Annotated in this window: 23 protein-coding genes; 9 read left to right on the top strand and 14 right to left on the bottom strand. The window is 66.9% G+C overall.

Annotation, left to right across the window (positions count from 1 at the left end; translation table 11 throughout):
• Positions 1–4: 4 nt before the first annotated feature.
• The 3 genes from ABH900_RS10670 to ABH900_RS10660 form a co-directional block, all read right to left on the bottom strand.
• Positions 5–712, bottom strand: a complete 708-nt coding sequence (locus tag ABH900_RS10670) for a YitT family protein (RefSeq protein ID WP_429622896.1) — start codon at positions 710–712, stop codon at positions 5–7.
• 92 nt (positions 713–804) lie between these two features.
• On the bottom strand, positions 805–1,254 hold the full coding sequence (locus tag ABH900_RS10665) for a GNAT family N-acetyltransferase (RefSeq protein ID WP_429622815.1): 450 nt from the start codon (positions 1,252–1,254) through the stop codon (positions 805–807).
• 96 nt (positions 1,255–1,350) lie between these two features.
• Complete coding sequence (locus ABH900_RS10660) at positions 1,351–1,560, bottom strand: DUF4287 domain-containing protein (RefSeq protein WP_429622814.1); 210 nt, start codon at positions 1,558–1,560, stop codon at positions 1,351–1,353.
• 117 nt (positions 1,561–1,677) lie between these two features.
• Between ABH900_RS10660 and ABH900_RS10655 the strand changes: the two genes are divergently transcribed.
• Positions 1,678–2,577: a LysR family transcriptional regulator gene (locus ABH900_RS10655; RefSeq protein ID WP_429622813.1), complete on the top strand. Its 900-nt coding sequence runs from the start codon at positions 1,678–1,680 to the stop codon at positions 2,575–2,577.
• A gap of 63 nt (positions 2,578–2,640) precedes the next feature.
• Here ABH900_RS10655 and ABH900_RS10650 read toward each other — a convergent pair whose 3' ends face one another.
• The 3 genes from ABH900_RS10650 to ABH900_RS10640 all read right to left on the bottom strand — a co-directional run bounded on the left by ABH900_RS10650 (position 2,641) and on the right by ABH900_RS10640 (position 6,779).
• Positions 2,641–3,624 carry an aldo/keto reductase gene (locus tag ABH900_RS10650; protein ID WP_429622812.1) on the bottom strand — a complete coding sequence of 328 codons (984 nt, stop codon included), beginning with the start codon at positions 3,622–3,624 and terminating at the stop codon, positions 2,641–2,643.
• Between the two features lie 874 nt (positions 3,625–4,498).
• On the bottom strand, positions 4,499–5,662 hold the full coding sequence (locus ABH900_RS10645; RefSeq protein ID WP_135272581.1) for a PilT/PilU family type 4a pilus ATPase: 1,164 nt from the start codon (positions 5,660–5,662) through the stop codon (positions 4,499–4,501).
• Between the two features lie 79 nt (positions 5,663–5,741).
• Entirely contained in the window at positions 5,742–6,779 is a 1,038-nt protein-coding gene (locus tag ABH900_RS10640) for a type IV pilus twitching motility protein PilT (RefSeq protein ID WP_004147099.1), read from the bottom strand.
• An 87-nt stretch (positions 6,780–6,866) separates the two neighbouring features.
• Between ABH900_RS10640 and ABH900_RS10635 the strand changes: the two genes are divergently transcribed.
• Positions 6,867–7,544 carry a YggS family pyridoxal phosphate-dependent enzyme gene (locus tag ABH900_RS10635; RefSeq protein ID WP_429622811.1) on the top strand — a complete coding sequence of 226 codons (678 nt, stop codon included), beginning with the start codon at positions 6,867–6,869 and terminating at the stop codon, positions 7,542–7,544.
• A 16-nt stretch (positions 7,545–7,560) separates the two neighbouring features.
• On the top strand, positions 7,561–8,382 hold the full coding sequence (proC, locus tag ABH900_RS10630) for a pyrroline-5-carboxylate reductase (RefSeq protein ID WP_429622809.1): 822 nt from the start codon (positions 7,561–7,563) through the stop codon (positions 8,380–8,382).
• A gap of 59 nt (positions 8,383–8,441) precedes the next feature.
• Here proC and ABH900_RS10625 read toward each other — a convergent pair whose 3' ends face one another.
• Positions 8,442–9,317 (bottom strand): LysR family transcriptional regulator, encoded by an 876-nt coding sequence (locus ABH900_RS10625; protein ID WP_429622807.1) that lies wholly within the window; start codon positions 9,315–9,317, stop codon positions 8,442–8,444.
• Positions 9,318–9,416: 99 nt separating this feature from the next.
• Between ABH900_RS10625 and ABH900_RS10620 the strand changes: the two genes are divergently transcribed.
• Entirely contained in the window at positions 9,417–10,019 is a 603-nt protein-coding gene (locus ABH900_RS10620; RefSeq protein WP_429622806.1) for a short chain dehydrogenase, read from the top strand.
• 50 nt (positions 10,020–10,069) lie between these two features.
• On the opposite strand, the gene soxR is transcribed toward ABH900_RS10620, so the two are convergent.
• Positions 10,070–10,504, bottom strand: coding sequence for a redox-sensitive transcriptional activator SoxR (soxR, locus tag ABH900_RS10615; RefSeq protein ID WP_429622805.1), 435 nt, complete (start codon positions 10,502–10,504; stop codon positions 10,070–10,072).
• Positions 10,505–10,533: 29 nt separating this feature from the next.
• Between soxR and ABH900_RS10610 the strand changes: the two genes are divergently transcribed.
• The gene (locus ABH900_RS10610) at positions 10,534–11,958 is read left to right on the top strand and encodes an MFS transporter (RefSeq protein WP_429622804.1); all 1,425 of its coding nucleotides are present in this window, start codon (positions 10,534–10,536) and stop codon (positions 11,956–11,958) included.
• An 88-nt stretch (positions 11,959–12,046) separates the two neighbouring features.
• Here ABH900_RS10610 and ABH900_RS10605 read toward each other — a convergent pair whose 3' ends face one another.
• Both ABH900_RS10605 and ABH900_RS10600 read right to left on the bottom strand, forming a co-directional pair.
• A complete protein-coding gene (locus ABH900_RS10605) occupies positions 12,047–14,071 on the bottom strand; it encodes an esterase/lipase family protein (RefSeq protein ID WP_429622803.1) in 2,025 nt (674 codons plus the stop codon).
• On the bottom strand, positions 14,071–15,045 hold the full coding sequence (locus tag ABH900_RS10600; RefSeq protein ID WP_429622895.1) for a DUF4105 domain-containing protein: 975 nt from the start codon (positions 15,043–15,045) through the stop codon (positions 14,071–14,073). The genes ABH900_RS10605 and ABH900_RS10600 overlap by 1 nt, the downstream gene beginning before the upstream one ends.
• A gap of 171 nt (positions 15,046–15,216) precedes the next feature.
• Between ABH900_RS10600 and ABH900_RS10595 the strand changes: the two genes are divergently transcribed.
• Positions 15,217–15,621, top strand: coding sequence for a GFA family protein (locus ABH900_RS10595; RefSeq protein ID WP_429622802.1), 405 nt, complete (start codon positions 15,217–15,219; stop codon positions 15,619–15,621).
• Positions 15,622–15,945: 324 nt separating this feature from the next.
• Here ABH900_RS10595 and ABH900_RS10590 read toward each other — a convergent pair whose 3' ends face one another.
• The 3 genes from ABH900_RS10590 to ABH900_RS10580 form a co-directional block, all read right to left on the bottom strand.
• Positions 15,946–16,851, bottom strand: coding sequence for a LysR family transcriptional regulator (locus tag ABH900_RS10590; RefSeq protein ID WP_429622801.1), 906 nt, complete (start codon positions 16,849–16,851; stop codon positions 15,946–15,948).
• Positions 16,852–16,862: 11 nt separating this feature from the next.
• A complete protein-coding gene (locus tag ABH900_RS10585) occupies positions 16,863–17,744 on the bottom strand; it encodes an SDR family NAD(P)-dependent oxidoreductase (RefSeq protein WP_429622800.1) in 882 nt (293 codons plus the stop codon).
• Positions 17,745–17,900: 156 nt separating this feature from the next.
• The gene (locus tag ABH900_RS10580; protein ID WP_429622799.1) at positions 17,901–18,764 is read right to left on the bottom strand and encodes a DMT family transporter; all 864 of its coding nucleotides are present in this window, start codon (positions 18,762–18,764) and stop codon (positions 17,901–17,903) included.
• Between the two features lie 133 nt (positions 18,765–18,897).
• Here ABH900_RS10580 and ABH900_RS10575 point away from each other — a divergent pair, with 133 nt between their 5' ends.
• Positions 18,898–20,277, top strand: coding sequence for a PLP-dependent aminotransferase family protein (locus ABH900_RS10575; protein WP_429622798.1), 1,380 nt, complete (start codon positions 18,898–18,900; stop codon positions 20,275–20,277).
• Positions 20,278–20,428: 151 nt separating this feature from the next.
• Positions 20,429–21,103 (top strand): class I SAM-dependent methyltransferase, encoded by a 675-nt coding sequence (locus tag ABH900_RS10570; protein ID WP_429622797.1) that lies wholly within the window; start codon positions 20,429–20,431, stop codon positions 21,101–21,103.
• 3 nt (positions 21,104–21,106) lie between these two features.
• Here ABH900_RS10570 and smqnr read toward each other — a convergent pair whose 3' ends face one another.
• The gene (gene smqnr / locus ABH900_RS10565; RefSeq protein WP_429622796.1) at positions 21,107–21,754 is read right to left on the bottom strand and encodes a SmQnr family pentapeptide repeat protein; all 648 of its coding nucleotides are present in this window, start codon (positions 21,752–21,754) and stop codon (positions 21,107–21,109) included.
• Positions 21,755–21,911: 157 nt separating this feature from the next.
• Between smqnr and ABH900_RS10560 the strand changes: the two genes are divergently transcribed.
• A complete protein-coding gene (locus ABH900_RS10560; protein WP_429622795.1) occupies positions 21,912–22,688 on the top strand; it encodes a DeoR/GlpR family DNA-binding transcription regulator in 777 nt (258 codons plus the stop codon).
• Positions 22,689–22,697 lie beyond the last annotated feature (9 nt).

The following is a 22,697-nucleotide window of genomic DNA, read 5'->3' as shown; positions in this document are numbered from 1 at the left end:
GCGATCACACGCCCATGTAGCGGCCCGGGCGGTGGTTGAACATCAGCACCAGGCTGAGCACCACCGCGCCGATGGCCGAATACAGCACCTTCGACGGTGACAGTACGAAGAACGCGGCCACCATCAGGCAGGCGTCATAGGACATCTGCACCTTGCCCGCACTCCAGCCGCGGGTGCGCTGCAGGTACACCGCCAGGATACCGATGCCGCCGAGGCTGGCCCGGTGACGGATGAAGAACAGGATGCCCAGGCCGGACAGCGCACCGCCGACGATCGCCGAATACAGCGGATGGATGTGCGAGAAGTCGACCCAGCGCGGCAGCAGGTCGGTCAGCACGCCACAGGCCGTGACCGCAGCGAAGGTCTTCAGGGTGAATTCCCAGCCCATGCGCCGCAGCGCCACCCAGTAGAACGGCAGGTTGACCAGCACGAACACCAGGCCGAAGTTCCAACCCATGGTGTAATGCAGGAGGAAGGCCATGCCGGCCATGCCACCGATCATCAGCCCGCTCTTGGCGAAGATGGCCAGGCCCAGCGAGGCCACCATGGTGGCCAGCACCATGCCCTGCACGTCCTCGGCGATCGAATGGCGCAGCGCTTTCTGATCGGCAGTGGTGCCGGCGCTGTCCGGCGGCGGGGTCAACGGACCGGCGGTGACCAGGTGGCCGTCAGCGTCGTCGCACGGCGCGGGGCCATGGGAAGGAAGGGACATGCGGGTGGGGAACAGCGGGTGGGGAGCGGTATTAGACACGATCTGCATGACAGTTGCAGATGAAATCGTTCAGCCATCCCAGCCCATTCAGGTTATTTCGTCGAGGACACGGGCAGCACGGCCAGCATGTCCTCGCCGTCGTCATCCATGCCGGTCTCGACGAAGCCGAAGCTGCTGTAGAAGCCTCCGGCCACCGGATTGCGGGGGTTGTAGCAGATCTCGATCTCGGCCAGCCCGGGGGTACTGCGGATCTGCGCCAGCGCCCGTTCCAGTGCGCGACGGCCGATCCCCCGCCCCTGCCAGCGTTGATCGACCATGAAACGCCAGATCGAGATGCGCTGCGGTGTCTCCGGCACCCACATGAAGAACCCCACGAGGTTCCCGTCGGCGTGGACTGCACGGGTCTGGTATTCGGGATGGAACGCAGCCTGCACCAGCGACCAGGTGTTGCCGGCCACATAGTCCTGCTGCGCCTCGCTGACCTCGAGGTCGCACACAGCTTCGTAGTTGTTGACGGTGATCGCTTCCAGCGTGACCTGCATGTGGCTGTCCTGCCTCGGGATGAAGGCCCAGTCTGCCCCACACCGTGCGCGGTGTGCCGGGGCAGGTGCTGGGCCGTTCAGCGCGGCGTTGACGACTCAGCCCTTGCCGGCCAGATGGTGCGCCACCAGTGCATTGGCGTGGCCGTGGCCCAATCCGTGCTCGCGCTTCAGGAAACTGACCAGCTCCATGTGCTTGAGCCCCTTGTTTGCTGCCAGCAGGCCGAACCAGTGTGCCACGGGGTGGCCGTAGGTCTTCTCGATGGACGGGAAGTACGAGGCCGGACCCTTGGGCGATTCAGTGCTCATGCGGAAGCTCCTTGCGATGGATGTACAGGTACGACGAACCGGGAGGCCGGGGATCGACATCATCGGCATCCCGGACGTCCGCCGCCGCGGCCCGTTGCGGCGCCGTATCATTCCAGCATGCCCCGCGAAAATCTCAACGACCTGCAGGCCTTCGTCCATGTCGCCCGCGAGGGCAGCTTCACCAAGGCCGCCGCCCAGTTGGGCGTGTCCCAGTCCGCGCTCAGCCATGCCATGCGTGGCCTGGAACATCGCCTGGGGGTTCCGCTGCTGACCCGCACCACCCGCAGCGTGTCCACCACCGAGGCCGGCGCCCGCCTGCTCGAGACGCTCGCCCCGCGCCTGGCCGAGATCGAGGACGGACTGGCCGCGCTGGCCGAATACCGCGAACGCCCGGCCGGCACCATCCGCATCAACGCCACCGGCCATGCCGCCGAGTACATCGCCTGGCCGCGACTGGCACCGCTGCTGCAACGGTACCCGGACCTGAAGGTGGAACTGGCCGCCGACTACGGGCTGGCCGACATCGTCGCCGAGCGCTACGACATCGGCATCCGCCTCGGCGAACGGCTGGCGCGCGACATGATCGCCGTGCCGATCAGCCCGCCGCTGCGCATGCGCGTGGTCGGCGCACCCAGCTACTTCCGCCAGCATGTGGTGCCTCGGCACCCGGATGACCTGGCCGCACACAACTGCGTGACCCTGCGCCTGCCCACCCATGGCGGGCTGATGCCGTGGGATTTCGGCCAGGACGGCAACGAACTGAGCGTTCGCGTGAGCGGTCAGTGGATCTTCAACAGCATGGGCATGACCCGTGCCGCCGCGCTGGCCGGCAGCGGCCTGGCCTGGTTGCCGGAAGACCAGGTGCAGCCGATGCTGGACGAGGGTCGCCTGCAGTCGGTGCTGGACGACTGGTGCCCGCACTTCGATGGCTACTACGCGTATTACCCGTCGCGCCGCCACGTCACCGTGGCGATGCGCACCGTGCTTGATGCGCTGCGCGGGCCAATGGCGGGCTGAGGAGTGCGGACCAACGGTCCGCACCCACCAACGGTCCACGCCCACCACCGGTAGCTCAGCCGGTCAACCCTTGGCCTGCGCCGCACGCTGCGCGTTGTAGCGCTCTCCGACGATCGACACTTCCTCCAGCGCCTGCGCGATGCGCTGCCGTTCTTCCGGCGCCAGTTGCAGCGCGGCCGCCCCCAGGTTTTCTTCCAGGCGATGAAGCTTGGTGGTGCCCGGAATCGGTACGATCCACGGTGCCTGCGCCAGCAGCCAGGCCAGTGCTACCTGGGCCGGGGTCGCGCCACGGGCTGCGGCAATCGTGCTGATGCGATCCACCAGCGCCTGGTTGGCACGACGTGCTTCAACTTCGAAGCGCGGCACGGTGTTGCGGAAATCGTTGGCGTCGAAAGTGGTGTCGGCATTGATCGCGCCGGTCAGGAAGCCACGACCCAGCGGACTGAACGGCACAAAGCCGATGCCCAGTTCCTGCAGGGTGGGCAGCAGTTCGTGCTCCGGCTCACGCCACCACAGCGAGTACTCGCTCTGCACGGCGGTGACCGGCTGCACCGCATGCGCGCGGCGTACCGTCGCGGCGCTGGCCTCGGACAGGCCGAAGTGGCCGACCTTGCCCTCGGCGATCAGGTCGCGCACGGTGCCGGCCACATCCTCGATCGGCACGTTCGGGTCCACACGATGCTGGTAGAACAGGTCGATATGGTCGGTGCGCAGGCGCTTGAGACTGGCCTCGGCCACTGCGCGGATGTTTTCCGGGCGGCTGTCCAGGCCGGTATCGACGCGCGCATCCTTGAAGCCGAACTTGGTGGCGATGACCAGTTTGTCGCGGTACGGCGCCAGCGCCTCGCCCAGCAGGTCTTCGTTGGTGTACGGCCCGTACACTTCGGCAGTGTCGAAGAAGGTCACGCCGCGTTCGACGGCGGCCTGCAACAGGGCGATGCCCTGGCTGCGCTCGACCGGCTGGCCGTAGCCATGGCTCAGGCCCATGCAGCCCAGGCCCAGGGCGGAAACCTTCAGGCCACTGCGGCCGAGTTCACGTGTCTGCATCGTCGTGCTCCAGAGGGGGAGCGCTGACGATACGCCTGCGATGGCGAAGGATTGAACCGACCGGATGGCAGTCGGTCATGACTGGAATTCATCAATCTGCAGCGGTGCCCGTCATTCCATCGCCTGCAGGGTGTCGGAGCATCCGCCAGCTCCACCATCATCCTGCCAGCATTGCGGAACGTCGGATCCTGCGGCACCCATCGCGCGAACCAGCGCTGCTCGCCGTCCACCACAGACTCGAAAATCCACGATGAGCCATCAAGTCCAGCGCTCGAATCTTCGCCCTGCAACAGCGCAAACGCGGCAGCGATGGCCCTCCATTCCTGCGTACTCAGCGCGCGAGGTGGAGGACACGTCCCGCCCTTGATGAGGGTGGCAGGGCGTCCGGACGGCGATGCGGGAATCTCGAAATCGCGTGCACTGCGCCCGACGATCCACGCCTGGCCCGTTGCGTTGCGCTGCGCGCGTATGACCACACCTGGGAAGAACGCGGGTTCCCAGACGAAACGATATGCCTGGGCCGGTACGCTGCCACAGCGGAATGACGGCTCCGGCAAGCCATCGAGATCCCGCAACCGGTCACTGTAGGACGTCCTCGCAAACCCGGTGAAATCGACGAACGGAAGCGGGCCCCTGCTGCGCCTCTGCGCGGGCGGTGGCAGCAGATACCAGGCGTGCGCCTGCGGATCGTCGCAGCCTTCGGCCGGGGCAGCCGGTTCGGGGGTACGCGCACAGCCAGCCTGAAGCAGCACGGCGATGCCCAGTATCACTCTCGCAGTCGCACGCATGCAGGCCTCCCAGGTAGGTTCGCACCGGCGTGCATCCGACGTTGCGGTCATCCCGAAGTAGAGGGCGCCCACAGGCGCCCTTGCGGTCACCGGATCTCGGAGATCTCCACGCCATCCAGCCCCTGCGACAGGGTACGCGCGTCGCCGCCCTGGCTGAGCTTGATGCGCAAGCGCACCTCGTTCTGCGAGTCGGCGTAGCGCAGCGCGTCCTCGTAGCTGATCTCGCCGGCCTGGTACAGCTCGAACAGGCTCTGGTCGAAGGTCTTCATGCCCAGCTGGACCGAGTCCTTCATCACTTCCTTCAGCTTGTGGATCTCACCGTCGCGGATGTAGTCCTGCACAAGCGGCGTGCCGAGCAGGATCTCCATGGCCACCTTGCGCGAGCGGCCATCGGGCGACGGCACCAGCTGCTGTGCGACCACGCCCTTGAGGTTCAGCGACAGGTCCATCAGCAGCTGGTTGCGGCGGTCTTCCGGGAAGAAGTTGACGATGCGGTCCATCGCCTGGTTGGCGTTGTTGGCGTGCAGCGTGCACAGCACCAGGTGGCCGGTTTCGGCGAAGGCGATGGCGTGGTCCATGCCCTCGCGGGTACGCACCTCGCCGATCATGATCACGTCCGGCGCCTGGCGCAGGGTGTTCTTCAGAGCGGCCTCCCAGCTGTCGGTATCGATGCCGACTTCACGCTGGGTGATGATGCAGCCCTCGTGCTTATGCACGAATTCGATCGGGTCTTCGATGGTGATGATGTGGCCGGTCGAATTGTGGTTGCGGTAGCCGATCATCGCCGCCAGCGAGGTCGACTTGCCGGTGCCGGTGGCACCCACGAACAGGATGATGCCGCGCTTGGTCATCGCCAGCGTCTTGATGATCGGCGGCAGGCTCAGCTCTTCCACGGTCGGGATGCGCGTCTCGATGCGACGCAGCACCATGCCAACCTGGTTGCGCTGGTAGAAGCAGCTGACACGGAAGCGGCCGACACCGGACAGGCCGATGGCGAAGTTGCATTCGTGGGTCTTCTCGAACTCCTCGCGCTGCGCCGGGGTCATCACGTTGAGGACCAGGTCACGGCTCTGCTGCGGGGTCAGCGGCGTCTGCGTGATCGGCGAGATCTTGCCGTTGACCTTCATCGCCGGCGGCATGCCGGCGGTGATGAACAGGTCCGAGGCGCGCTGGTGCGCCATCAGCTTGAGGAACGAAGTGAAATCGATGGTGGTCGCGGTGGTGTTCACGGCGGGCTCCCAATGGGGCATGTACCAGAAAACGGTCGGTGGAGGAACCAACACGGGAACGACGGCGCTCTGGCGCGCACCGTCCCGTCGATGCCCCGCCTTACTCGAACAGGCGCTTGTCCTTGGCGTATTCGCGGGCCTGGTTGCGGGTGATCAGGCTGCGCTTGACCAGGTCCTGCAGATGCTGGTCCAGGGTCATCATGCCGTACTGCTGGCCGGTCTGGATCGCCGAATACATCTGCGCCACCTTGTCCTCGCGGATCAGGTTGCGGATGGCCGGGGTGCCGACCATGATTTCCCACGCAGCAGTTCGACCGCCGCCGACCTTCTTCAACAGCGCCTGCGAGATCACTGCACGCAGCGATTCGGACAGCATCGAGCGCACCATCGGCTTTTCGCCGGCCGGGAACACGTCGATGATGCGGTCGATGGTCTTGGCCGCCGAGCTGGTGTGCAGGGTGCCGAATACCAGGTGGCCGGTTTCGGCCGCGGTCAGTGCCAGGCGGATGGTTTCCAGGTCACGCAACTCGCCGACCAGGATGATGTCCGGGTCTTCACGCAGCGCCGAGCGCAGGGCCTCGTTGAAGCCATGCGTGTCGCGGTGCACTTCGCGCTGGTTGATCAGGCATTTCTGCGAGGTATGCACGAATTCGATCGGATCCTCGACGGTGAGGATGTGGCCGTATTCGTTCTTGTTGATGTAGTCGATCATCGCCGCCAGCGTGGTCGACTTGCCCGAACCGGTCGGGCCGGTCACCAGGATCAGGCCCTGCGGCTGCTGGATCACCTCGCGGAACAGCGGCGGGCAGGCCAGGTCTTCCAGGGTCAGCACTTCGGACGGAATGGTACGGAATACCGCACCGGCGCCGCGGTTCTGGTTGAACGCATTCACACGGAAGCGCGCCAGCGACGGGATCTCGAAGGAGAAGTCCACTTCGAGGAATTCCTCGTAGTCGCGGCGCTGCTTGTCGGACATGATGTCGTACACCAGCGCATGGACCTGCTTGTGGTCCAGGGCTGGAATGTTGATCCGGCGAACATCACCGTCCACGCGGATCATCGGCGGCAGGCCTGCGGACAGGTGCAGGTCGGACGCTTTGTTCTTTACGGAAAACGCCAGCAGTTCGGCGATGTCCATGAGCGGCTACTCCCCAATAACGGCTTCGACTGGAAGGATCTTTCCCCGGGCGGCAGTATAGCCTCCTGATTCAACGGAACGCGTTACGTGGCCACTCCCCTGCCCCAGATCCTGAGCAACCTGCATGCCGCCGCCGCATCCGTCGGCAGGCCCGACCCACGCCTGTTGGCGGTATCCAAGACCCAACCGGCCGAAGCCGTGGCCGCGCTGGCCGCACAGGGCCAGCAGGCGTTCGGTGAGAACTACGTGCAGGAAGCACTGGCCAAGATGCAGGCGCTGCAGCATCTGGGTCTGGAGTGGCACCTGATCGGCCACCTGCAGTCGAACAAGGCCGATGCGGTCGCCGCGCATTTCGACTGGGTGCAGAGCGTGGACCGACCCAAGCTGGTGACCGCGCTGGCGCGCCATCGCCCGGCCGCTCGTGGCCCGCTGAACGTGCTGATCCAGGTCAACATCGACGATGAATCGAGCAAGCATGGCTGCGCACCGGAGGACGTGGAGGCGCTGGCTGCTGCGATTGTTGCCGAGCCGGGCCTGTGCCTGCGCGGGTTGATGGCGATTCCTGCGCCGTGGCCGGACGCCGAGCGCCGTCGGGAAGCGTTCGTGCGCATGCGCACACTTTTCCAGATGCTGTCGGCCCAGTACCCGCAGGTCGATACCCTGTCGATGGGGATGAGCAGCGACTACACCGACGCCATCGCCGAGGGTGCCACCCTGGTGCGCATCGGCACCGCCCTGTTCGGCGCCCGTCCGCGCCCGGCCTGACCCCAAGGAGATTTCCATGGCAGTTGATTCCATCACCTTCATCGGCGGTGGCAACATGGCCCGCAGCCTGATCGCCGGCCTGATCCGCCAGGGCGTACCGGCCTCGCACATCCATGTCGCCGAACCCGTGGCCGAACTGCGCAGCGCGCTGGCCGCCGACTTCGGCGTGCAGGTGCATGACAACGCCGCCGACGCCGCCGCACAGGGCAGTACCTGGCTGCTGGCGGTGAAGCCGCAGGTACTGCGCGAGGTCTGCCAGTCGCTGCTGGGCCTGGCACAGGCGAACCGGCCGCTGGTGGTGTCGATCGCCGCCGGCATCACCAGCGCCCAGCTGGAACGCTGGTTGGGCGGCAACCTGCCAGTGGTGCGGGCGATGCCCAATACCCCTGCCCTGCTCGGCGCCGGTGTGACCGGCCTGTACGCCACGCCGTCGGTGGATGCGCAGCAGCACGCGCAGGCCGAACAGGTGCTGGCCAGTGCCGGGCGTACGATATGGATCGACAGCGAATCGCTGATGGATTCGGTCACCGCCGTGTCCGGCAGCGGGCCGGCCTACGTGTTCCTGCTGGCTGAAGCGATGGAAGCGGCGGGTATCGCGCAGGGGTTGCCGGCCGAGGCCGCACGCACGCTGGTGGTGCAGACCTTGCTGGGCGCCTCGCGCATGCTCGATGAAGCCGGTGAAAGCCCGGCCGAGCTCCGCCGCCGTGTGACCTCGCCGAACGGTACCACCCAGGCTGCGATCGAGAGTTTCCAGGCCGGTGGCTTCGAGGCATTGGTGGGCACGGCACTGCGTGCGGCGCAGGTACGGGGGCAGGAGTTGTCTGCGGCGAACGATTGATCCCGGTGTGTGCCGACCAACGGTCGGCACCTACCGTCATCCACACATGGCGTGGATGCTCATTGCCCCAACGTGGTCATGACGAAATCGACGAAGCACTGCAATCGCGGGCGTGGCCTGCGATCAGGCAGGTAGATCAGGTGCATCGGCCGCGGCTCGGGCAGGTAGTCGCGCAGCAGCGGCTTCAACCGCCCTGCCGCGATCTCCCCCGCCAGCAGCGCGGTGGGCTGCAGTATCAGCCCCGCCCCGGCCACGGCAGCTTCGCGCAGCGCGACGCCATCATTGCAGGTCAAGCGGGCCTCCCAGTCCACCTGTTCGCCGTTGGCCAGCTGCCAGCCATGGCCACCCCGCCACGCCAGATGGCTCAGGCAGTCATGCCCTGCCAGATCCGCAGGCGTACGCGGCGTGCCGCGCCGGCGCAGGTACGACGGCGCCGCGCACAGGCTCATCGCATACGGTGGCAGCGGGCGCGCCACCACCTCCTGCGATGGCAGCGGCCCGACCCGGATCGCAACGTCGTAGCCATCCTCGATCAGGTCCATACGGCGGTTACTCAGGTCCAGTTCGATGTTCAGCTGCGGCTGCGCCCGCAGCAGGCCGGCCAGCTTCGGTGCCAGCACACAGCTGCCCCAGGTACTGGGCGCGCTGACCCGCAGCAGGCCGCGCGGCTGAAGTTGCAGGCCGGCCACATCGGCCTCGACCTGCTGCACCTGCTCCAACACCTGCCGGCATCCGGCCAGGTAGGCGCCGCCGGCTTCGGTCAAGCGCTGGCGGCGGGTGTTCCGTTGCAGCAACGCCGTGCCCAGGTGCACCTCCAGTTGCTGGATGTACTTGCCCACCATCACCGCCGACACCTGCAGCTGCTCGGCAGCCCCCGCAAAGCTTCCGCGCTCGGCCACGGCGACGAAGGCCTGCATGCAGCGAAGGGTATCCATTGCTAATCCATAGTTAGGAATCTGCGAATCATACGCCGCTTACCTAACCGCACCGTGACGGCGCAGACTGCGCTCATTCTCCCTACGCAAGGAACGGCCATGAAGATCCTCCTCGTCGGTGCCAGCGGCACCCTCGGCCAGGCAGTCGCTCGTCAGCTCGGCCAGCAGCACCAGATCCTCGCTGCCGGCCGCCACAGCGGCGAGCTGCGCGTGGACCTGACCGACGACGCCAGCGTCGCCGAACTGTTCGCGCGTACCGGCCCGATCGATGCGGTGATCTCCACCACCGGCTCGGTGCACTTCGGCCCGCTGCAGGACATGACGCCGGCACAGTTCAACATCGGCCTGCAGGACAAACTGCTGGGACAGGTGCGGCTGGCGCTGGCCGCCCAGCACCACCTCAATGCCGGTGGCTCGATCACCCTGACCAGCGGCATCATCAGCGCACAGCCGATCCGCGACGGCGTCAACGCCACCGCCGTGAATGCCGGGCTGGAAGGTTTCGTGCGCGCAGCCGCACTGGAGCTGCTGCCGCGCGGCCTGCGCATCAACGTGGTCAGCCCGAATGTGCTGGTCGAGTCGATGGCGGCCTACGGCCCCTACTTCCCGGGCTTCGAAGCGGTGACCGCGCAGCGCGCGGCACTGGCCTTCCAGCGCGCGGTGGAAGGCATCCAGAGCGGCGAGACGATCACCGTCTGGTGATCCGCCGGGCATGGCCCGGCGCTACTGACAGCCGCGCCCTCTTCTGTGCGTCACTCCCAGCGCATCGGGCCGTCGCCGCGCTCACCGAGGATGTCCTCGGGATTGGCCAGGCGGCAGCGCTTCAGCGACAGGCAGCCACAGCCGATACAACCGGTCAGCTCATCGCGCAGCAGCTGCAGCATGTGGATGCGTTCCTCCAGCTCGGTGCGCCAGCGCGCGGACAGCCTGGCCCAGTCTGCCTTGGTCGGCGCTCGCCCTTCGGGAAGGCTCTCGAAGGCACGTGCCACCGCGTCCAACGGCATGCCCACCCGTTGCGCCACGCGGATCACTGCCAGACGACGCAGCACGTCGCGGCTGTAACGGCGCTGGTTGCCCGACGTGCGCAGGCTGCTGATCAGGCCCTTGCGCTCGTAGAAGTGCAGCGCGGAAATGGCCACGCCACTACGTTGCGATACCTCACCAACGCTCATCTCCGGGGACACCATCGCTTGACCTCAACTGCAGTTGAGGTGTCATGCTGCTGTCTTCGCCGCCCATTGACAAGTGCGGCCCGCATCCGGCCTGTATGAACACGACTCATTCTCCTTCTGCCGACACCCCCTTGCCGGCCGACACTTCAATTCTGTCCGCGCGCTATCGCGCCACCACCATCGGCATGGTCGCCCTGGTCGCATTGCATGCCTTCGAGGCATTGGCCGTGGCCGCCGCCATGCCGACCGTGGCCGAAGCACTCGATGGCCTGCGCCTGTACGCACTGGCCTTTGGCGGCACACTGGCCACCAGCGTGATCGGCATGACCCTGGCCGGGCGCTGGGCCGACCGCCACGGGCCGGCGCGGCCTCTGTGGTACGGCCTCGCTTGCTTCGTGCTGGGCCTGCTGCTGGCAGGCTTCGCGATGCGCATGGGCATGCTGGTCGCCGGGCGCCTGCTGCAGGGCCTGGGTGCAGGCGCGATTTCGGTCTCGCTGTATGTGATGGTCGGCCGCAGCTACCCCGAGCATCTGCGGCCAAAGGTGTTCGCGGCGTTTTCCGCAGGCTGGGTGGTGCCGTCGATGGTCGGCCCCGCATTGAGCGGCCTGATCGTGCAGCATCTGGGCTGGCGCTGGGTGTTCCTGGCGGTGCCCTTGCTGGCGGTGCCGGCGGCATTGCTGCTGCGCCCGGCGCTGGCACGCATGCAGTCCACCAACGCTGGCAGCACCGACGATGGACGTGGCAGCGTGGTGCGCTGGGCCAGTGGCGCTTCGCTGGCTGCGCTGCTGCTGTACTTCGGCGGGCAGCAACGCGGGATGGCCGCGCTGTTGTGCATCGGTGTGGCGATGCTGGCGCTGCTGTTCTGCGTACACCGGCTGCTGCCGACCGGCACGCTCATCCTGCGCCGTGGCCTGCCCAGCGTGATCGCACTGCGCGGCATTGCTGCCGCTGCGTTCTTCGCCTGCGAGGCCTATCTGCCACTGCTGCTGCAACGTGAGCGCGGGCTCTCACCCAGCTGGGCAGGTGCAGTGCTCAGTCTCGGTGCGCTGGGCTGGTTCGCCGGTTCGTGGCTGCAGGGCCATCAGCAGCGCGGCTGGTCACGCCAGCAGCTGCTGCGCGTAGGCTCCACCCTGATGACCGTCGGCATCATGGCAACACTGGCGGTGCTGTTCGCTGCGGTGCCGCTGCCAGTGGCACTGGTTGGCTGGGCCGTGACCGGCTTCGGCATGGGCATGATCTACGCCAGCTTGTCGGTGCTGACATTGTCGTTGTCGGCGCCGCACGAACAGGGTGCCAATACCTCGGCCCTGCAGTTGAGCGAAGCGCTGTCGGTGACCACTGCGCTGGCAGTGTCCGGTGCGCTGTTCGCCCTGTACGTGGACACTGCACCGCACACCGGCTATCTGCTGTGCCTGGTGATCACCTGCGGGCTGGCGGTGTTGGCCGCAGTGATCGCGCGACGGGTGTAACGCCACCGGACGGATTCCGCCGGGCGTGGCCCGGCGCTACCCTGCGCGCCCTTCGGTAGCGCCGGGCCACGCCCGGCGAACGCAGCGGTCAGGGCGTCTTGCCGGTGCCCACATCATCGATGTCACGGTGCAGGATGCGGCGTACTTCCAGCACCGCCTGAGGACTCTCCTGCACGCTGTGCCCGGAGATGATCACCTTCTCCGACAGCGCGCCCGGCAGGTGCGCGCTCCAGTACGGCACCAGTCCGTCATCGGATTTTTCCACCGGCAGTTCCGGCTTGCGCTGGGCGATGATCGAGTGGTATTTCAGGCCCGCTTCGATCGGCAGCTGTGCGGCGGCCTTCACGAACGGATCGCTGGCCTTGAGGTTGTCGATGCTGTTGGGAATCTTCGGCTTGGCGGTGCCATCGACCTGCTGCTCGGCCTGTGCCAGCGCCAGGAACACATCCTCGAACTTGCCGAGGATGGTCAGCGGCAGGCGCACCAGGCGACCGATCAGGCGGCCAACCTTGTTGCCGGCAATATCCGTTCCCTGATGAGGTGCGGCGATGAAGATGGCGCGCTCCACGTTCGGCTGCGCCTTGAAGTGCAGCAGCGGGCCCAGCTTGGACTGCACACGTTTCAGGCGCTCGCCCTTCAGGTCGTAGTTGGCCAGCAGGTCATTCCACAGCACGTCACCGGAATCGCTCACCAGCAGGCGCGCCAGCACGCCGCCCATGCTGTGGCCGATGTAGACCATGTCCTTCGACGCGCGCGTGCTGCCATTGGGATCGAAGTGCTTCAACGTGTCGTTGAACGCGTTGGCGATCTCGTAGCGGTTCAACGCGATCGGTGCATTGGTGGGGTAATAGACCTGCCACACCTGGAACTGCTGGCGCAGCTCGGGGTCGCCCATGATCTCGTTGGCCAGGTTCACCCAGGCTTCCGGGCTGCTGGCCAGGCCATGCAGCATGAAGATGATGCGGCGGTTCGGGTCCCACGGCTGCATCAGATAGATATGCGGTTCGCCGATACCCTCGCTCATGCCGAACAGGGTGCGCAGCGACTGTCGCGCGAAACCACTCTGTGCCAGCCACAGGCCATAGGCCGCGGTGAAGTTGCCGGCCAGCGGCACCTGCTCGCCATGCAGGGTGATGCGCTCGGTGGCTTCGGGCGAATAGGCATCCAGTTCGACCCGGCGCGTACGCATCACGTCATCCAGGCTGCTGCCCTCGAACCGCAGCAGCGCGGTGACATTGATCGAGGACATCTCGCTGAACTCGGGCACCGAGTCGTCATGTCGATGGCGCCGACCACGGCGCGCCTCGTCCTCATCGTCCTGCGTGGTATCGGCCTTCGGGCCATCCGGTGCGATCACCGGGGCGACCAGCTTGGGCGGGTCCATCACCATCACCAGCTCGGCGCCGAAGCCATCACGGCGATAGGTGCTGCGCAGGCCGACGAAGCTGACCGTACCGGCCGGCACCAGCTGCGCTGGAATGCTCTTCAGGCCCAGCTGCTGGTAGTTGGAGGCCAGCGACCAGCTGCCGACCGAGATCGGCTTCGTGTAGTCCTCGCCGGCCAGGGCCGCCGCACGCGCACGCACGAACAGCACCACGGCGGCTTTCTCGGCTGCATAGTTGTAGTAGTCGCGTACCTGCGTCTGCCGGTCCTCGAACGCCCGGTCGGACGGTGAGCGACCGCTGTAGAACAGGTACGCATAGGCGTAGCGCGCGGCTTCCAGCCAGGCATCCAACGCGGCATCGCTCATCGGCGGATCGCCGGCGGCGGTCTTCTTCGGTGTCAGCGCCAGGGCGGCCTTCACCCACAGTTCGGACAGTGCCGACAGTCGCTGTTCGACATTGAGGTCGTCGGTCATCAGCAGCGTGCTGCGGCAGACCAGGAAATCCTTGTCGCACTGCGACTCATCCAGGCCCGCCGCACTGAGTGTTTCGCGCGCCGCCGGGCTGAGCTTGCCGGTGTTGAGCACATCGGCGCGCTTGTTGAGCAGTGAATCGCTGGACGTGACCTGCTTGACGGTGACCATCGCGCAACCGCTGCTGCCCAGCAGCAGGAAGGTGGCGAACAACACCGGCAGCAATCGCTGCCAGCGGGACAGGAAGAACTGAGTCATTACGGCGGGTCCTGCTCGGTGCCGGGCACGCCCTGGCGGATCACGGTGGAGAAGTGGTCGCCGCTGCCCAGGTCCAACGCACGCTGGGTGATGCGGCCCTTGTCATGCAGCTCGGCATACGGCACGCCCGGGGTCAGCGCACCGACCTCCTGCGCGTACTCGGCCAGGTAGCCGGACAGCAGCAGGCGGTAGTCCAGCGGCAGCCGCGGCGCGATGTGGCGGGCCAGGTCGAACACGATGGTGGTGCAGTTGCTGGTCAGTGTGTTGTAGAAGCCCGGCGCCGCATCCAGTTCGCGCGCCTGTTCGATGTAGGCTGCGAACAGTTCCTTCAGCTGCGCGCGGTCCATGCCATGCAGGCGGTACAGATAGACGTCCTCGCCACGCGCATTGGTGCGGGTGCGGATGATGTCGGTCTCTTCCGAGGCCACCAGGGTCATCTCGAACTTGCGGAAAAAGCCGCCCAGCGCCGAGAACGATTCGCCGCGCTCCTTGCGGATCTCCAGCGAGAACACTAGATGGCGGCCATCGTCGAAGCCGAATGAGATCAGGGTGTGGGCGATCGCAGGGCCCATCCAGTACGACAGCACCAGATCGGCCGAGCGCAGCTGGTCCAGGTCGTAGTCGCGGCGTACCCAGCGCGCGTCGTAGTCGGTTTCGCTGCGCCAGCTGAAATCGCGCACATTGTCCAGCACCACATGGCGCCCGTCGAAGGACACCACGTGCAGGCGCTGCGCCACGTCATCGGCCCATACGCGATCCTGGCGTGGGGTCAGCAGCAGCCACCACAGGCCGGCCAGCGCCAACGATGCGCCGAAGGCCATGCCCAGACGACGGTCGCCTCGGCCGCGCGCGACCCGCCACGACGCCCACAGCGCAGCCAGCAGCCACAGCACGGCAACGCCGTTCGCCAGCCAGCCCGGCCCCGGCAGCTGATAGGCCAGCAGCCCGGTCACCCACAGCGCGGCCAGCGCCATGGCACTCCCTGTCATCCAACGTCCTGCGGCTCTCACTGGCATCCTGTCACGGTTCCGAAGCCGCATAGTTAGCCACAAGCCGGTTCACCGTGACATCTACGGCCCGTTCAGGCACGCCGGCGCACCGTCTGCGGCGGCCTCCGTGGCCAGGTACACCACACAGGAGCAACGATGGGCATCACGTCCGTGGCCGGCGTTCCGGTCCAACCCCAGCACCGCGCCACCTGCCACTGCGGCACGGTCGAACTGCTGCTGGACCTGCCCGATGGCATCGTCGACCCGCGCCGCTGCGACTGCTCGATGTGCCGGCGCCGTGGCGCCATCGCCGCCAGCGTCACCCGCGAGGGCCTGAAGGTCGTGCGTGGGCAGAATCACCTGCAGCGGTACCAGTTCAACACTCATGTGGCCGAGCACTACTTCTGCGGTGTGTGCGGGATCTACACCCATCATCGGCGCCGCTCCAACCCCGACCAGTACGGCTACAACGTGGCCTGCCTGGAGGGCATCGACCCGTTCGCGCTGGGCACCATTGCGGTCAACGACGGGGTCAACCACCCGGCCGACCGCAACGCTTAGTGGCGCGTGCGACGTGGCGGTGCGGCGACCTTCTGCCAGGGCGCCATGCCGCTGCGGCCGGCCCGCGCGGGCCGTTTCAGCCAGGGCCGGCGGGGCACTGCCTGCGGCTCGGCAGCCGTGTCCGGGGGAGTAAGAGCTCTACGGCCAGGCCAGAAATGGTCGATCAGCCACATGGCAGGTCTCCGTGGGGGACGGGGACGATCAAGGCTAGGCCTGGGCCGGCATAGGCGGTGTGAGCGGGAAACGACATCGGGATGACGGTGAACGCGGGATTGGGGACTTCCTCGACCGGCGGCGCTGCGACGTGCGGATTCACAGGCAACCTCAGCCGCCGGCCGCAGTCTCCAGGAAATTGCGCAGCACCGGCGACGGTGCTTCGGGGCGCGTGCAGAACTGAAGGGCGAAGCGCGCTGCATCGCCCTCCAGCAGCCGGTAGACGATCTCCTGCGGACGGAAGCTGGCCATGCTGGCCGGCACGATTGCCACGCCGGCGTCCACCGCTACCAGAGACAGCACCGCGTGCATGCCCTGCGCTTCCTGCACCACGTGAGGCGTGAACCCCGCCGCAGTACACAGACCCAGCACCTGGGCATGGAAGCCGATGCCCTCGCCCGCCGGCCAGGACACGAACGGCTCATCGGCCAGCATCGCCACGCTGATATCCGCCGCGACCGCCAGAGCATGTGCACGCGGCAGCGCGATGGCCAGGTGGTCATGATCGAAGTCGTGCAATACCAGCTCGGCCGCCGGGATCGGGGGAATCAGCACGCCCACGTCGATGCGCTGCTCGCGCAGCCATCGCTGCTGCTGGTGTGAGGTGGCCTCCTGCAGATGCAGCTGCACCTGCGGATACTGCTGGCGAAAGCTTCGGATCAGGCCTGGCAGGCGACCGTACAGCGCACTGCCCACATAGCCCACGTGCAGGCTGCCGCTCTGCCCCGCTGCGGCTTCACGTGTACGCTGCAGCGCCTGCTCGGCCTGTTGCAGCGTCGCCCGCGCTTCCACCAGCAACGTTTGCCCGGCCACGGTCAGGCCCAACGTGCGATTGCCGCGTACGATCAGTTCGCTGCCCAGCCCATCCTCCAGGCGTCGGATCGCCGCCGTCAGCGGAGGCTGCGACATGTGCAGGCGGGCGGCGGCGCGGTGGAAATGCAGCTCTTCGGCCACGGCCACGAACTGGCGAAGCAGGCGCAGGTCGATCATCTCGGTGCAGGCAATGGGTACCTGCACAGGGTACGCCCTCAGCTGCGCACGTCCACGCTGGCGCGTGCGATGGCCGGCCACTGCAGGGCCACCGATTCGATACTGTCGGCACTGACGGCACGCAGATCCCGCGGATAGGCCACATGCTCGGCCTCCTGCAGGCGCAGCGCATGGAACTGCCCGTTGCTCGCACGCAGTGCCCAGCCACCGTGCTGGCAACGCTGCGATGCCAGGTAAGCCACACCGTGCGCGACGGCCTCCGGATGCAGCTCGTCCGGCTCACCCTCGATGCCCCACATGCGTGTCTTTGCCACGGGTGAAACCGCGTTGACCACGATGCCGTGCTCGGCACCTTCCAGCGCCAGCACATTGACCAGACCGAGCGCGGCCAGCTTGCCCATCGCGTAGGCGGACAAACCGCGCTGCGCATACTGCGGATACAGCGCGCGATCGGAGGTGGTGATGACAATGCGGCCGCCACCGGCGTTGCGCATCGCCGGCCACGCGGCCTGCGCCAACCACAAGGGGGTCTTCGCCGCCAGGCACAGCATCTGCTCCAGCGCCTCATCCGTGATCGCTTCCAGCGCCTGGTACGCCACCCAACCGGCGTTGTGGATCAGGAAATCGATGCGGCCATGTTGCTGCAGCAGGTCGTTCACCAGTGCCTGACAGCCCAGGCGGTGATCGATGGGATCACTGGCGGCCTGCACCGACAGTCCCTGCGCCTGCAGTGACTCGGCGGTGCGCAGAATGCGCTGCGGGTCCTGCCCGCGGCCATCGGTGCCGGCACCGACGTCATGCATCACCACATGCGCACCACGCTGGGCCAGCAGGCGACTGTAGGCCAGGCCCAGACCACCGGCGGCGCCGGTCACCAGGCCCACCTGGCCTGCAAAGGAAATACGCGAGATCGGCTTCATCGGCCCAGCTTCGGCCAAAGGCGGTCGCGCCGGCCAATACCGTTGGCCACACCCCACGATACGCCCGCGCTATCACCAACAAAGGGGACGGAGGGGATTAAGTCGCTTCAGGCACACATGGGACAGATGCGACTTAATCCCCTCCGTCCCCTTTTTCTAGCGGCTGAAGCGGCGGGCGCCGGCGACACAGGCGACGGCGATCATCGTCACCAGCACCATGCTGGCGCTGACCGATTCGTGCAGCAGCAGCGCTGCCAGGGCCAGACCGAAGAACGGCTGCAGCAACTGCAGTTGGCCGACCGCGGCGATTCCGCCCAGGGCCAGGCCCCGGTACCAGAACAGGAAGCCGACCAGCGTGCTGAACACGGCCACATAACCCAACGCCCACCAGGCCGATGCCGCCACTGCACTGAACGAGACCGGCCGCATCAGCACCGTCAGCGGCAGCATCACCGGCAACGCCAGCAGCAGCGCCCAGCTGATCACCTGCCAGCCGCCCAGATGGCGCGCCAGCCGCCCACCTTCGGCGTAGCCCAGGCCGCACACCACGATCGCCGCCAGCATCAACAGATCGGCCTGCAGTGACGCCTCGATGCCATTGCGCGCTGCATAGCCGATCACGCAGGCACTGCCCAGCAGCGAGAACAGCCAGAACGCCGGGCGCGGCCGATCACCACCGCGCAGAACCCCGAATACCGCCGTGCTCAGCGGCAACAGGCCAAGAAAAACGATGGCGTGCGCCGACGAAGCATGGCGCAGGGCCAAGGCCGTCAGCAGCGGGAATCCCACCACGACGCCCAGCCCCACCATCGCCAGGCCCGGTAGGTCGCCACGCCGCGGCCGTGGCTGGCGCAGCAGCAGCAACAGGCCCAGGCCGAGCACGGCAGCGATCGTGGCACGCGCGGCGGTGACGAATCCGGCGTCCAATTGCAGGACCGCCAGGCGGGTGGCCGGCAACGAGCCCGCGAAGATCACCACACCGATGAATCCATTGATCCAACCACTTGCCGACCGTTCCACGCCTGAGCTCCGATGCGGCCGGGCGGCGCCCGGCAGGAGCTGCCATGGAATCACTCCGCGCGGTGGGGCCCCAGCTACAATCCAATACAGTGAAAAGTAACTGTACTGCCCACACTTCCATTACGGTTCCGTCATGTCACCTCCCGTCACCCGCATCGAATCGGTCATCCAGGCCGTGCGCTCCCGGATCAATGCACGCGTCGACGGTCCCGGCTCACGCCTGCCTTCGGTGCGCGCACAGGCAGCAACGATGGGGGTTTCGGTCTCCACCGTGGTCGAGGCCTACGAGCGGCTGGCTGCCGAAGGTGTGATCAACGCACGGGCGGGCTCGGGCTTCTATGTCAGCGGCCCCGTCGCGCCGCTGGCATTGGCCGAGCGGGAGCCACGGCTGGACCGTGCAGTGGATCCGCTGTGGGTGTCACGGCAGTCGCTGGAAACCCCTGCCGGCCACCTCAAACCCGGATGCGGCTGGATGCCCAGCGACTGGCTGTACCAGGACGGCATGCGTCGCGGCCTGCGAAGGTTGGCACGGGTTGATGCTCCTAATCTGGTGGACTATGCCAGCCCGCTGGGACTGCCGGCGCTGCGCCAGCTGTTGCAGCGGCGTGCTGCTGTGCTGGGCATCGATGCACCGATGGAGCAGATCCTGCTGACCGAATCCGGTACGCATGCGGTCGACCTGATCTGCCGCTTCCTGCTCAAGCCCGGCGACTGCGTGCTGGTCGACGACCCGAGCTACTTCAACTATCACGCACTGCTGAAGGCGCACCAGGTGCAGGCGGTGGGCGTGCCGTACACACACACCGGGCCGGACCTTGAGGCATTCGCGGAGGCACTGCAGGCGCATTCGCCGCGGCTGTACATCACCAATTCCGGCCTGCACAACCCGACCGGTGCAGTGCTGTCGGCCAGCACCGCGCATCGCCTGCTGGGCCTGGCCGAGCGCAGCGAACTGATCATTGTCGAGGACGACATCTTCGCCGACTTCGAACTGCAGCCGGCGCCCCGCCTGGCTGCGCTCGATGGACTGTCGCGGGTGATCCACGTCGGCAGCTTCTCCAAGACGCTGTCGGCCGCCTCGCGCTGCGGCTACATCGCCGCGCGCCGCGAGTGGATCGAGGCGCTGACCGACCTGAAGCTCGCCACCAGTTTCGGCGGCGGTCATCTGGCTGCACAGTTGATGCACATCGCCCTGACCGACAGCGGCTACCGCCGGCACATGCAGGCGGTGCGTTCGCGCCTGGCCGATGCACGCAGGCACACGCTGCGCCGGCTGCACACGCTGGGCATCACCCCATGGCTGCAACCGGAAGCCGGCCTGTTCCTGTGGTGCCAGCTGCCCGATGGCCGCGACGCCGCTGCACTGGCCCGGCACTGCCTGCGCGAGGGCATCGTGCTGGCGCCGGGCAATGCCTTCAGTCAGTCGCAGCGGGCCGCCGACTATCTACGCTTCAACGTATCGCAGTGCCAGGATCCACGGATCTGGCAGGTGCTGGCACGGGCGCAGCGATAGGCGCGATGTGGGAGCGGTAGCGTCGACTGACAGTCGACCCTACCTTCCGTCAGCAGTCCAGACCTCACCCACCGACGCCGGCTTCCCCGGCGCGCAGCCCCGCTTGCACGCCGCGCTACAGTGGTATGTCCCCTGCTGCAGGAATCCGCACATGTCTACGTTCTCCGATCCGCAGGCGGTGGCCCGCTACGCCGAAGGTCCGTTACGCCAGGTGCCTGGCTTCCTGGCCCTGCAGCAGATGAGCCGCCTGTTGCTGGCCGAGCGCGTTCCCGAACAGGGACGTGTGCTGGTGCTCGGTGCCGGCGGCGGCCTGGAACTGAAGGCCTTTGCCGAAGCACAGCCGGGCTGGCAGTTGCTGGGCGTGGATCCGGCCGCGCCGATGCTCGCGCTGGCCGAGCAGACACTGGGCCCGTTGATGACGCGCGTGCAGCTGCTGGAAGGCTACATCGACGATGCCCCGGACGTGCGCTTCGACGGCGCCAGCTGCCTGCTGACCCTGCACTTCCTCGATGCCGCGCAACGACTGCATACGCTGCGCGAACTGCACAAGCGCCTGCACCAGGGTGCTCCTCTGGTGGTGGCACACCACAGCGTGCCACAGGATCCGGACGGGAAACGGCGCTGGCTGCAGCGCTACGCCGCGTTCGCCGAGGCCTCTGGCGTAGCTCGCGCCGACGCCCAGCGCGCGATCGAGGCCATTGCCGAGCGGCTGCCGTTGCTGGCACCCGAACAGGAGGTCGCGCTGCTGCAGGAGGCTGGTTTCGACGGCGTGGAGCTGTTCTATGCAGGCTTCAGCTTCAAGGGCTGGGTCGCCTACGCCAGGTGATGCCTACGGCACCACTGTGATGCCGATGCGCTGCATCAGCAGCGCCACCTGCTGCACGTCCAGCGTGGCGCCGCGCAGGTTGGTGCTGCGCAGGTCCAGCTCACCCAGCTCGGAGTTGGTCAGGTTGCAATCGGTGAAATTGGCGCTGTTCCAGTCGATGCCCTCGAACTGGCCCCCGGAAAGATCCGAACCGGCGAAGCTGGCACCGCTCACGTTGGCGCCGTCCCAGCGGTTCTCCCAGAGTTCGCACTTCTCCAGCGTCACCCGGGAAAAGTTGGCGTAGCGCAGATTCGACTTCTTGATGAACGCGCTGCAGAACCAACTCCGCGTGGTGATCTGGTTCATGAAGCTGGCGTTGCTGAAATCCGCACCCTGCGCGCGGCATTCGCTGATCTCAAGGCCCAGCGCCTTGATGAAACTGAAGTGGCACATGCTGATGTCGCAGCTGCGGAAGCTGGCTTCCTTCAGCGTGGCACCGTTGAAGCGGCAACCACTGCGGCTGTCGGGGTCGTAGAAGCTGCAGTTGATGAACTCGGTGGCGGTCAGGTCGATGCCGGAGAAGTCGCAGTCGTGGAACCGCTGGTCGACCACTTTCTGGCCGGTGTACTGGTCCGCGCCGATGCGCAGCGTGCGGTGAACGGTGGGGGACATCGGGGATTCCATGCCAAGAGCCCTGCCATGATGACCGGCCGCCGCCGCAATCCAAAGAGCCCATGCGGTCAGCTTCACCGGCAGCCCGGCGCGCAGTGCCGGCGCGACCGATTCTCACGTTATTGCACATTAATGCACGAACATGCACACTTTGGGCATGAGCTCCGATCCCAGCCCCCTCCCCGCCGAACGCCCGCAGCAGATCCTCGAGGAGCTGCGCCAGCAGGGCCGCGTGGTCGCCGCCGAGCTGGCGCGCCGCTATGCCGTTTCCGAAGATTCGATCCGCCGCGACCTGCGCGAGCTGGCCGCCCAGGGCCTATGCCAGCGGGTCTATGGCGGCGCCGTGTTGCCACCGCCGAAGGAACGCCCGCTGCGCGAGCGCTTGACCCGCGACCGTGGCGACAAGGCCGAACTGGCTGCGCGCGTCTGCACCCTGCTGCAGCCCGGTCAGGTGGTGCTGCTTGATGCCGGCTCGACCAACCTGGCCATCGCCCAGCAGCTGCCCACTACGCTCGGGTTGACGGTGATCACCAACGCCCCGCAGATCGCCACGGCCGCCGGCCTCCATGAAGGCGTGTCCGTGCAGCTGATCGGCGGCCGCCTGGCCAGCGGTGGCGGTGCGGTCGGCGCCGAAGCACTGGCCCAGGTGCAGCGCCTGCGTGCCGACGTGTATCTGCCCGGCCCGTGCGCGGTGGACGGCGACACCGGGGTGTGGGCGATGGATGCCGAAGAAGCGACACTGAAGCGCGCCATGGTGGCCTGCAGCAGCCGCATCATTGTCGCCGCCACCACCGAAAAACTGGGTGCCCGCGGCCACTGGCAGATCGCCAGCCTGGACGAAATCGACGACCTGGTGCTGACTACCTCGGCGCCGCCCGCGTTGGCCGCACGTTTCCGCGCCGCCGGCATCGCGGTACACCCCACTCCGCCCTGACCATTCCGC

This window comes from Stenotrophomonas sp. AN71 (genome assembly GCF_050435725.1).
Taxonomy (GTDB): Bacteria; Pseudomonadota; Gammaproteobacteria; order Xanthomonadales; family Xanthomonadaceae; genus Stenotrophomonas.
The sequence above is the reverse complement of the archived record's forward strand: the minus strand, read 5'-3'. Positions and strand labels throughout refer to the sequence as shown.

Excerpts from the sequence above, each read along its gene's own strand:
- proC (WP_429622809.1), top strand. The coding sequence starts at position 7,561 with ATGGCAGTTGATTCCATCACCTTCATCGGCGGTGGCAACATGGCCCGC.
- ABH900_RS10610 (WP_429622804.1), top strand. The coding sequence starts at position 10,534 with ATGCTGCTGTCTTCGCCGCCCATTGACAAGTGCGGCCCGCATCCGGCC.
- ABH900_RS10625 (WP_429622807.1), bottom strand. The coding sequence starts at position 9,317 with ATGGATACCCTTCGCTGCATGCAGGCCTTCGTCGCCGTGGCCGAGCGC.
- ABH900_RS10655 (WP_429622813.1), top strand. The coding sequence starts at position 1,678 with ATGCCCCGCGAAAATCTCAACGACCTGCAGGCCTTCGTCCATGTCGCC.
- ABH900_RS10595 (WP_429622802.1), top strand. The coding sequence starts at position 15,217 with ATGGGCATCACGTCCGTGGCCGGCGTTCCGGTCCAACCCCAGCACCGC.
- ABH900_RS10640 (WP_004147099.1), bottom strand. The coding sequence starts at position 6,779 with ATGGACATCGCCGAACTGCTGGCGTTTTCCGTAAAGAACAAAGCGTCC.
- ABH900_RS10570 (WP_429622797.1), top strand. The coding sequence starts at position 20,429 with ATGTCTACGTTCTCCGATCCGCAGGCGGTGGCCCGCTACGCCGAAGGT.
- ABH900_RS10670 (WP_429622896.1), bottom strand. The coding sequence starts at position 712 with ATGTCCCTTCCTTCCCATGGCCCCGCGCCGTGCGACGACGCTGACGGC.
- ABH900_RS10645 (WP_135272581.1), bottom strand. The coding sequence starts at position 5,662 with ATGCCCCATTGGGAGCCCGCCGTGAACACCACCGCGACCACCATCGAT.
- ABH900_RS10650 (WP_429622812.1), bottom strand. The coding sequence starts at position 3,624 with ATGCAGACACGTGAACTCGGCCGCAGTGGCCTGAAGGTTTCCGCCCTG.
- ABH900_RS10585 (WP_429622800.1), bottom strand. The coding sequence starts at position 17,744 with ATGAAGCCGATCTCGCGTATTTCCTTTGCAGGCCAGGTGGGCCTGGTG.
- ABH900_RS10600 (WP_429622895.1), bottom strand. The coding sequence starts at position 15,045 with ATGGCGCTGGCCGCGCTGTGGGTGACCGGGCTGCTGGCCTATCAGCTG.
- ABH900_RS10560 (WP_429622795.1), top strand. The coding sequence starts at position 21,912 with ATGAGCTCCGATCCCAGCCCCCTCCCCGCCGAACGCCCGCAGCAGATC.
- soxR (WP_429622805.1), bottom strand. The coding sequence starts at position 10,504 with ATGGTGTCCCCGGAGATGAGCGTTGGTGAGGTATCGCAACGTAGTGGC.
- ABH900_RS10620 (WP_429622806.1), top strand. The coding sequence starts at position 9,417 with ATGAAGATCCTCCTCGTCGGTGCCAGCGGCACCCTCGGCCAGGCAGTC.
- ABH900_RS10665 (WP_429622815.1), bottom strand. The coding sequence starts at position 1,254 with ATGCAGGTCACGCTGGAAGCGATCACCGTCAACAACTACGAAGCTGTG.
- ABH900_RS10605 (WP_429622803.1), bottom strand. The coding sequence starts at position 14,071 with ATGACTCAGTTCTTCCTGTCCCGCTGGCAGCGATTGCTGCCGGTGTTG.
- ABH900_RS10575 (WP_429622798.1), top strand. The coding sequence starts at position 18,898 with ATGTCACCTCCCGTCACCCGCATCGAATCGGTCATCCAGGCCGTGCGC.
- smqnr (WP_429622796.1), bottom strand. The coding sequence starts at position 21,754 with ATGTCCCCCACCGTTCACCGCACGCTGCGCATCGGCGCGGACCAGTAC.
- ABH900_RS10660 (WP_429622814.1), bottom strand. The coding sequence starts at position 1,560 with ATGAGCACTGAATCGCCCAAGGGTCCGGCCTCGTACTTCCCGTCCATC.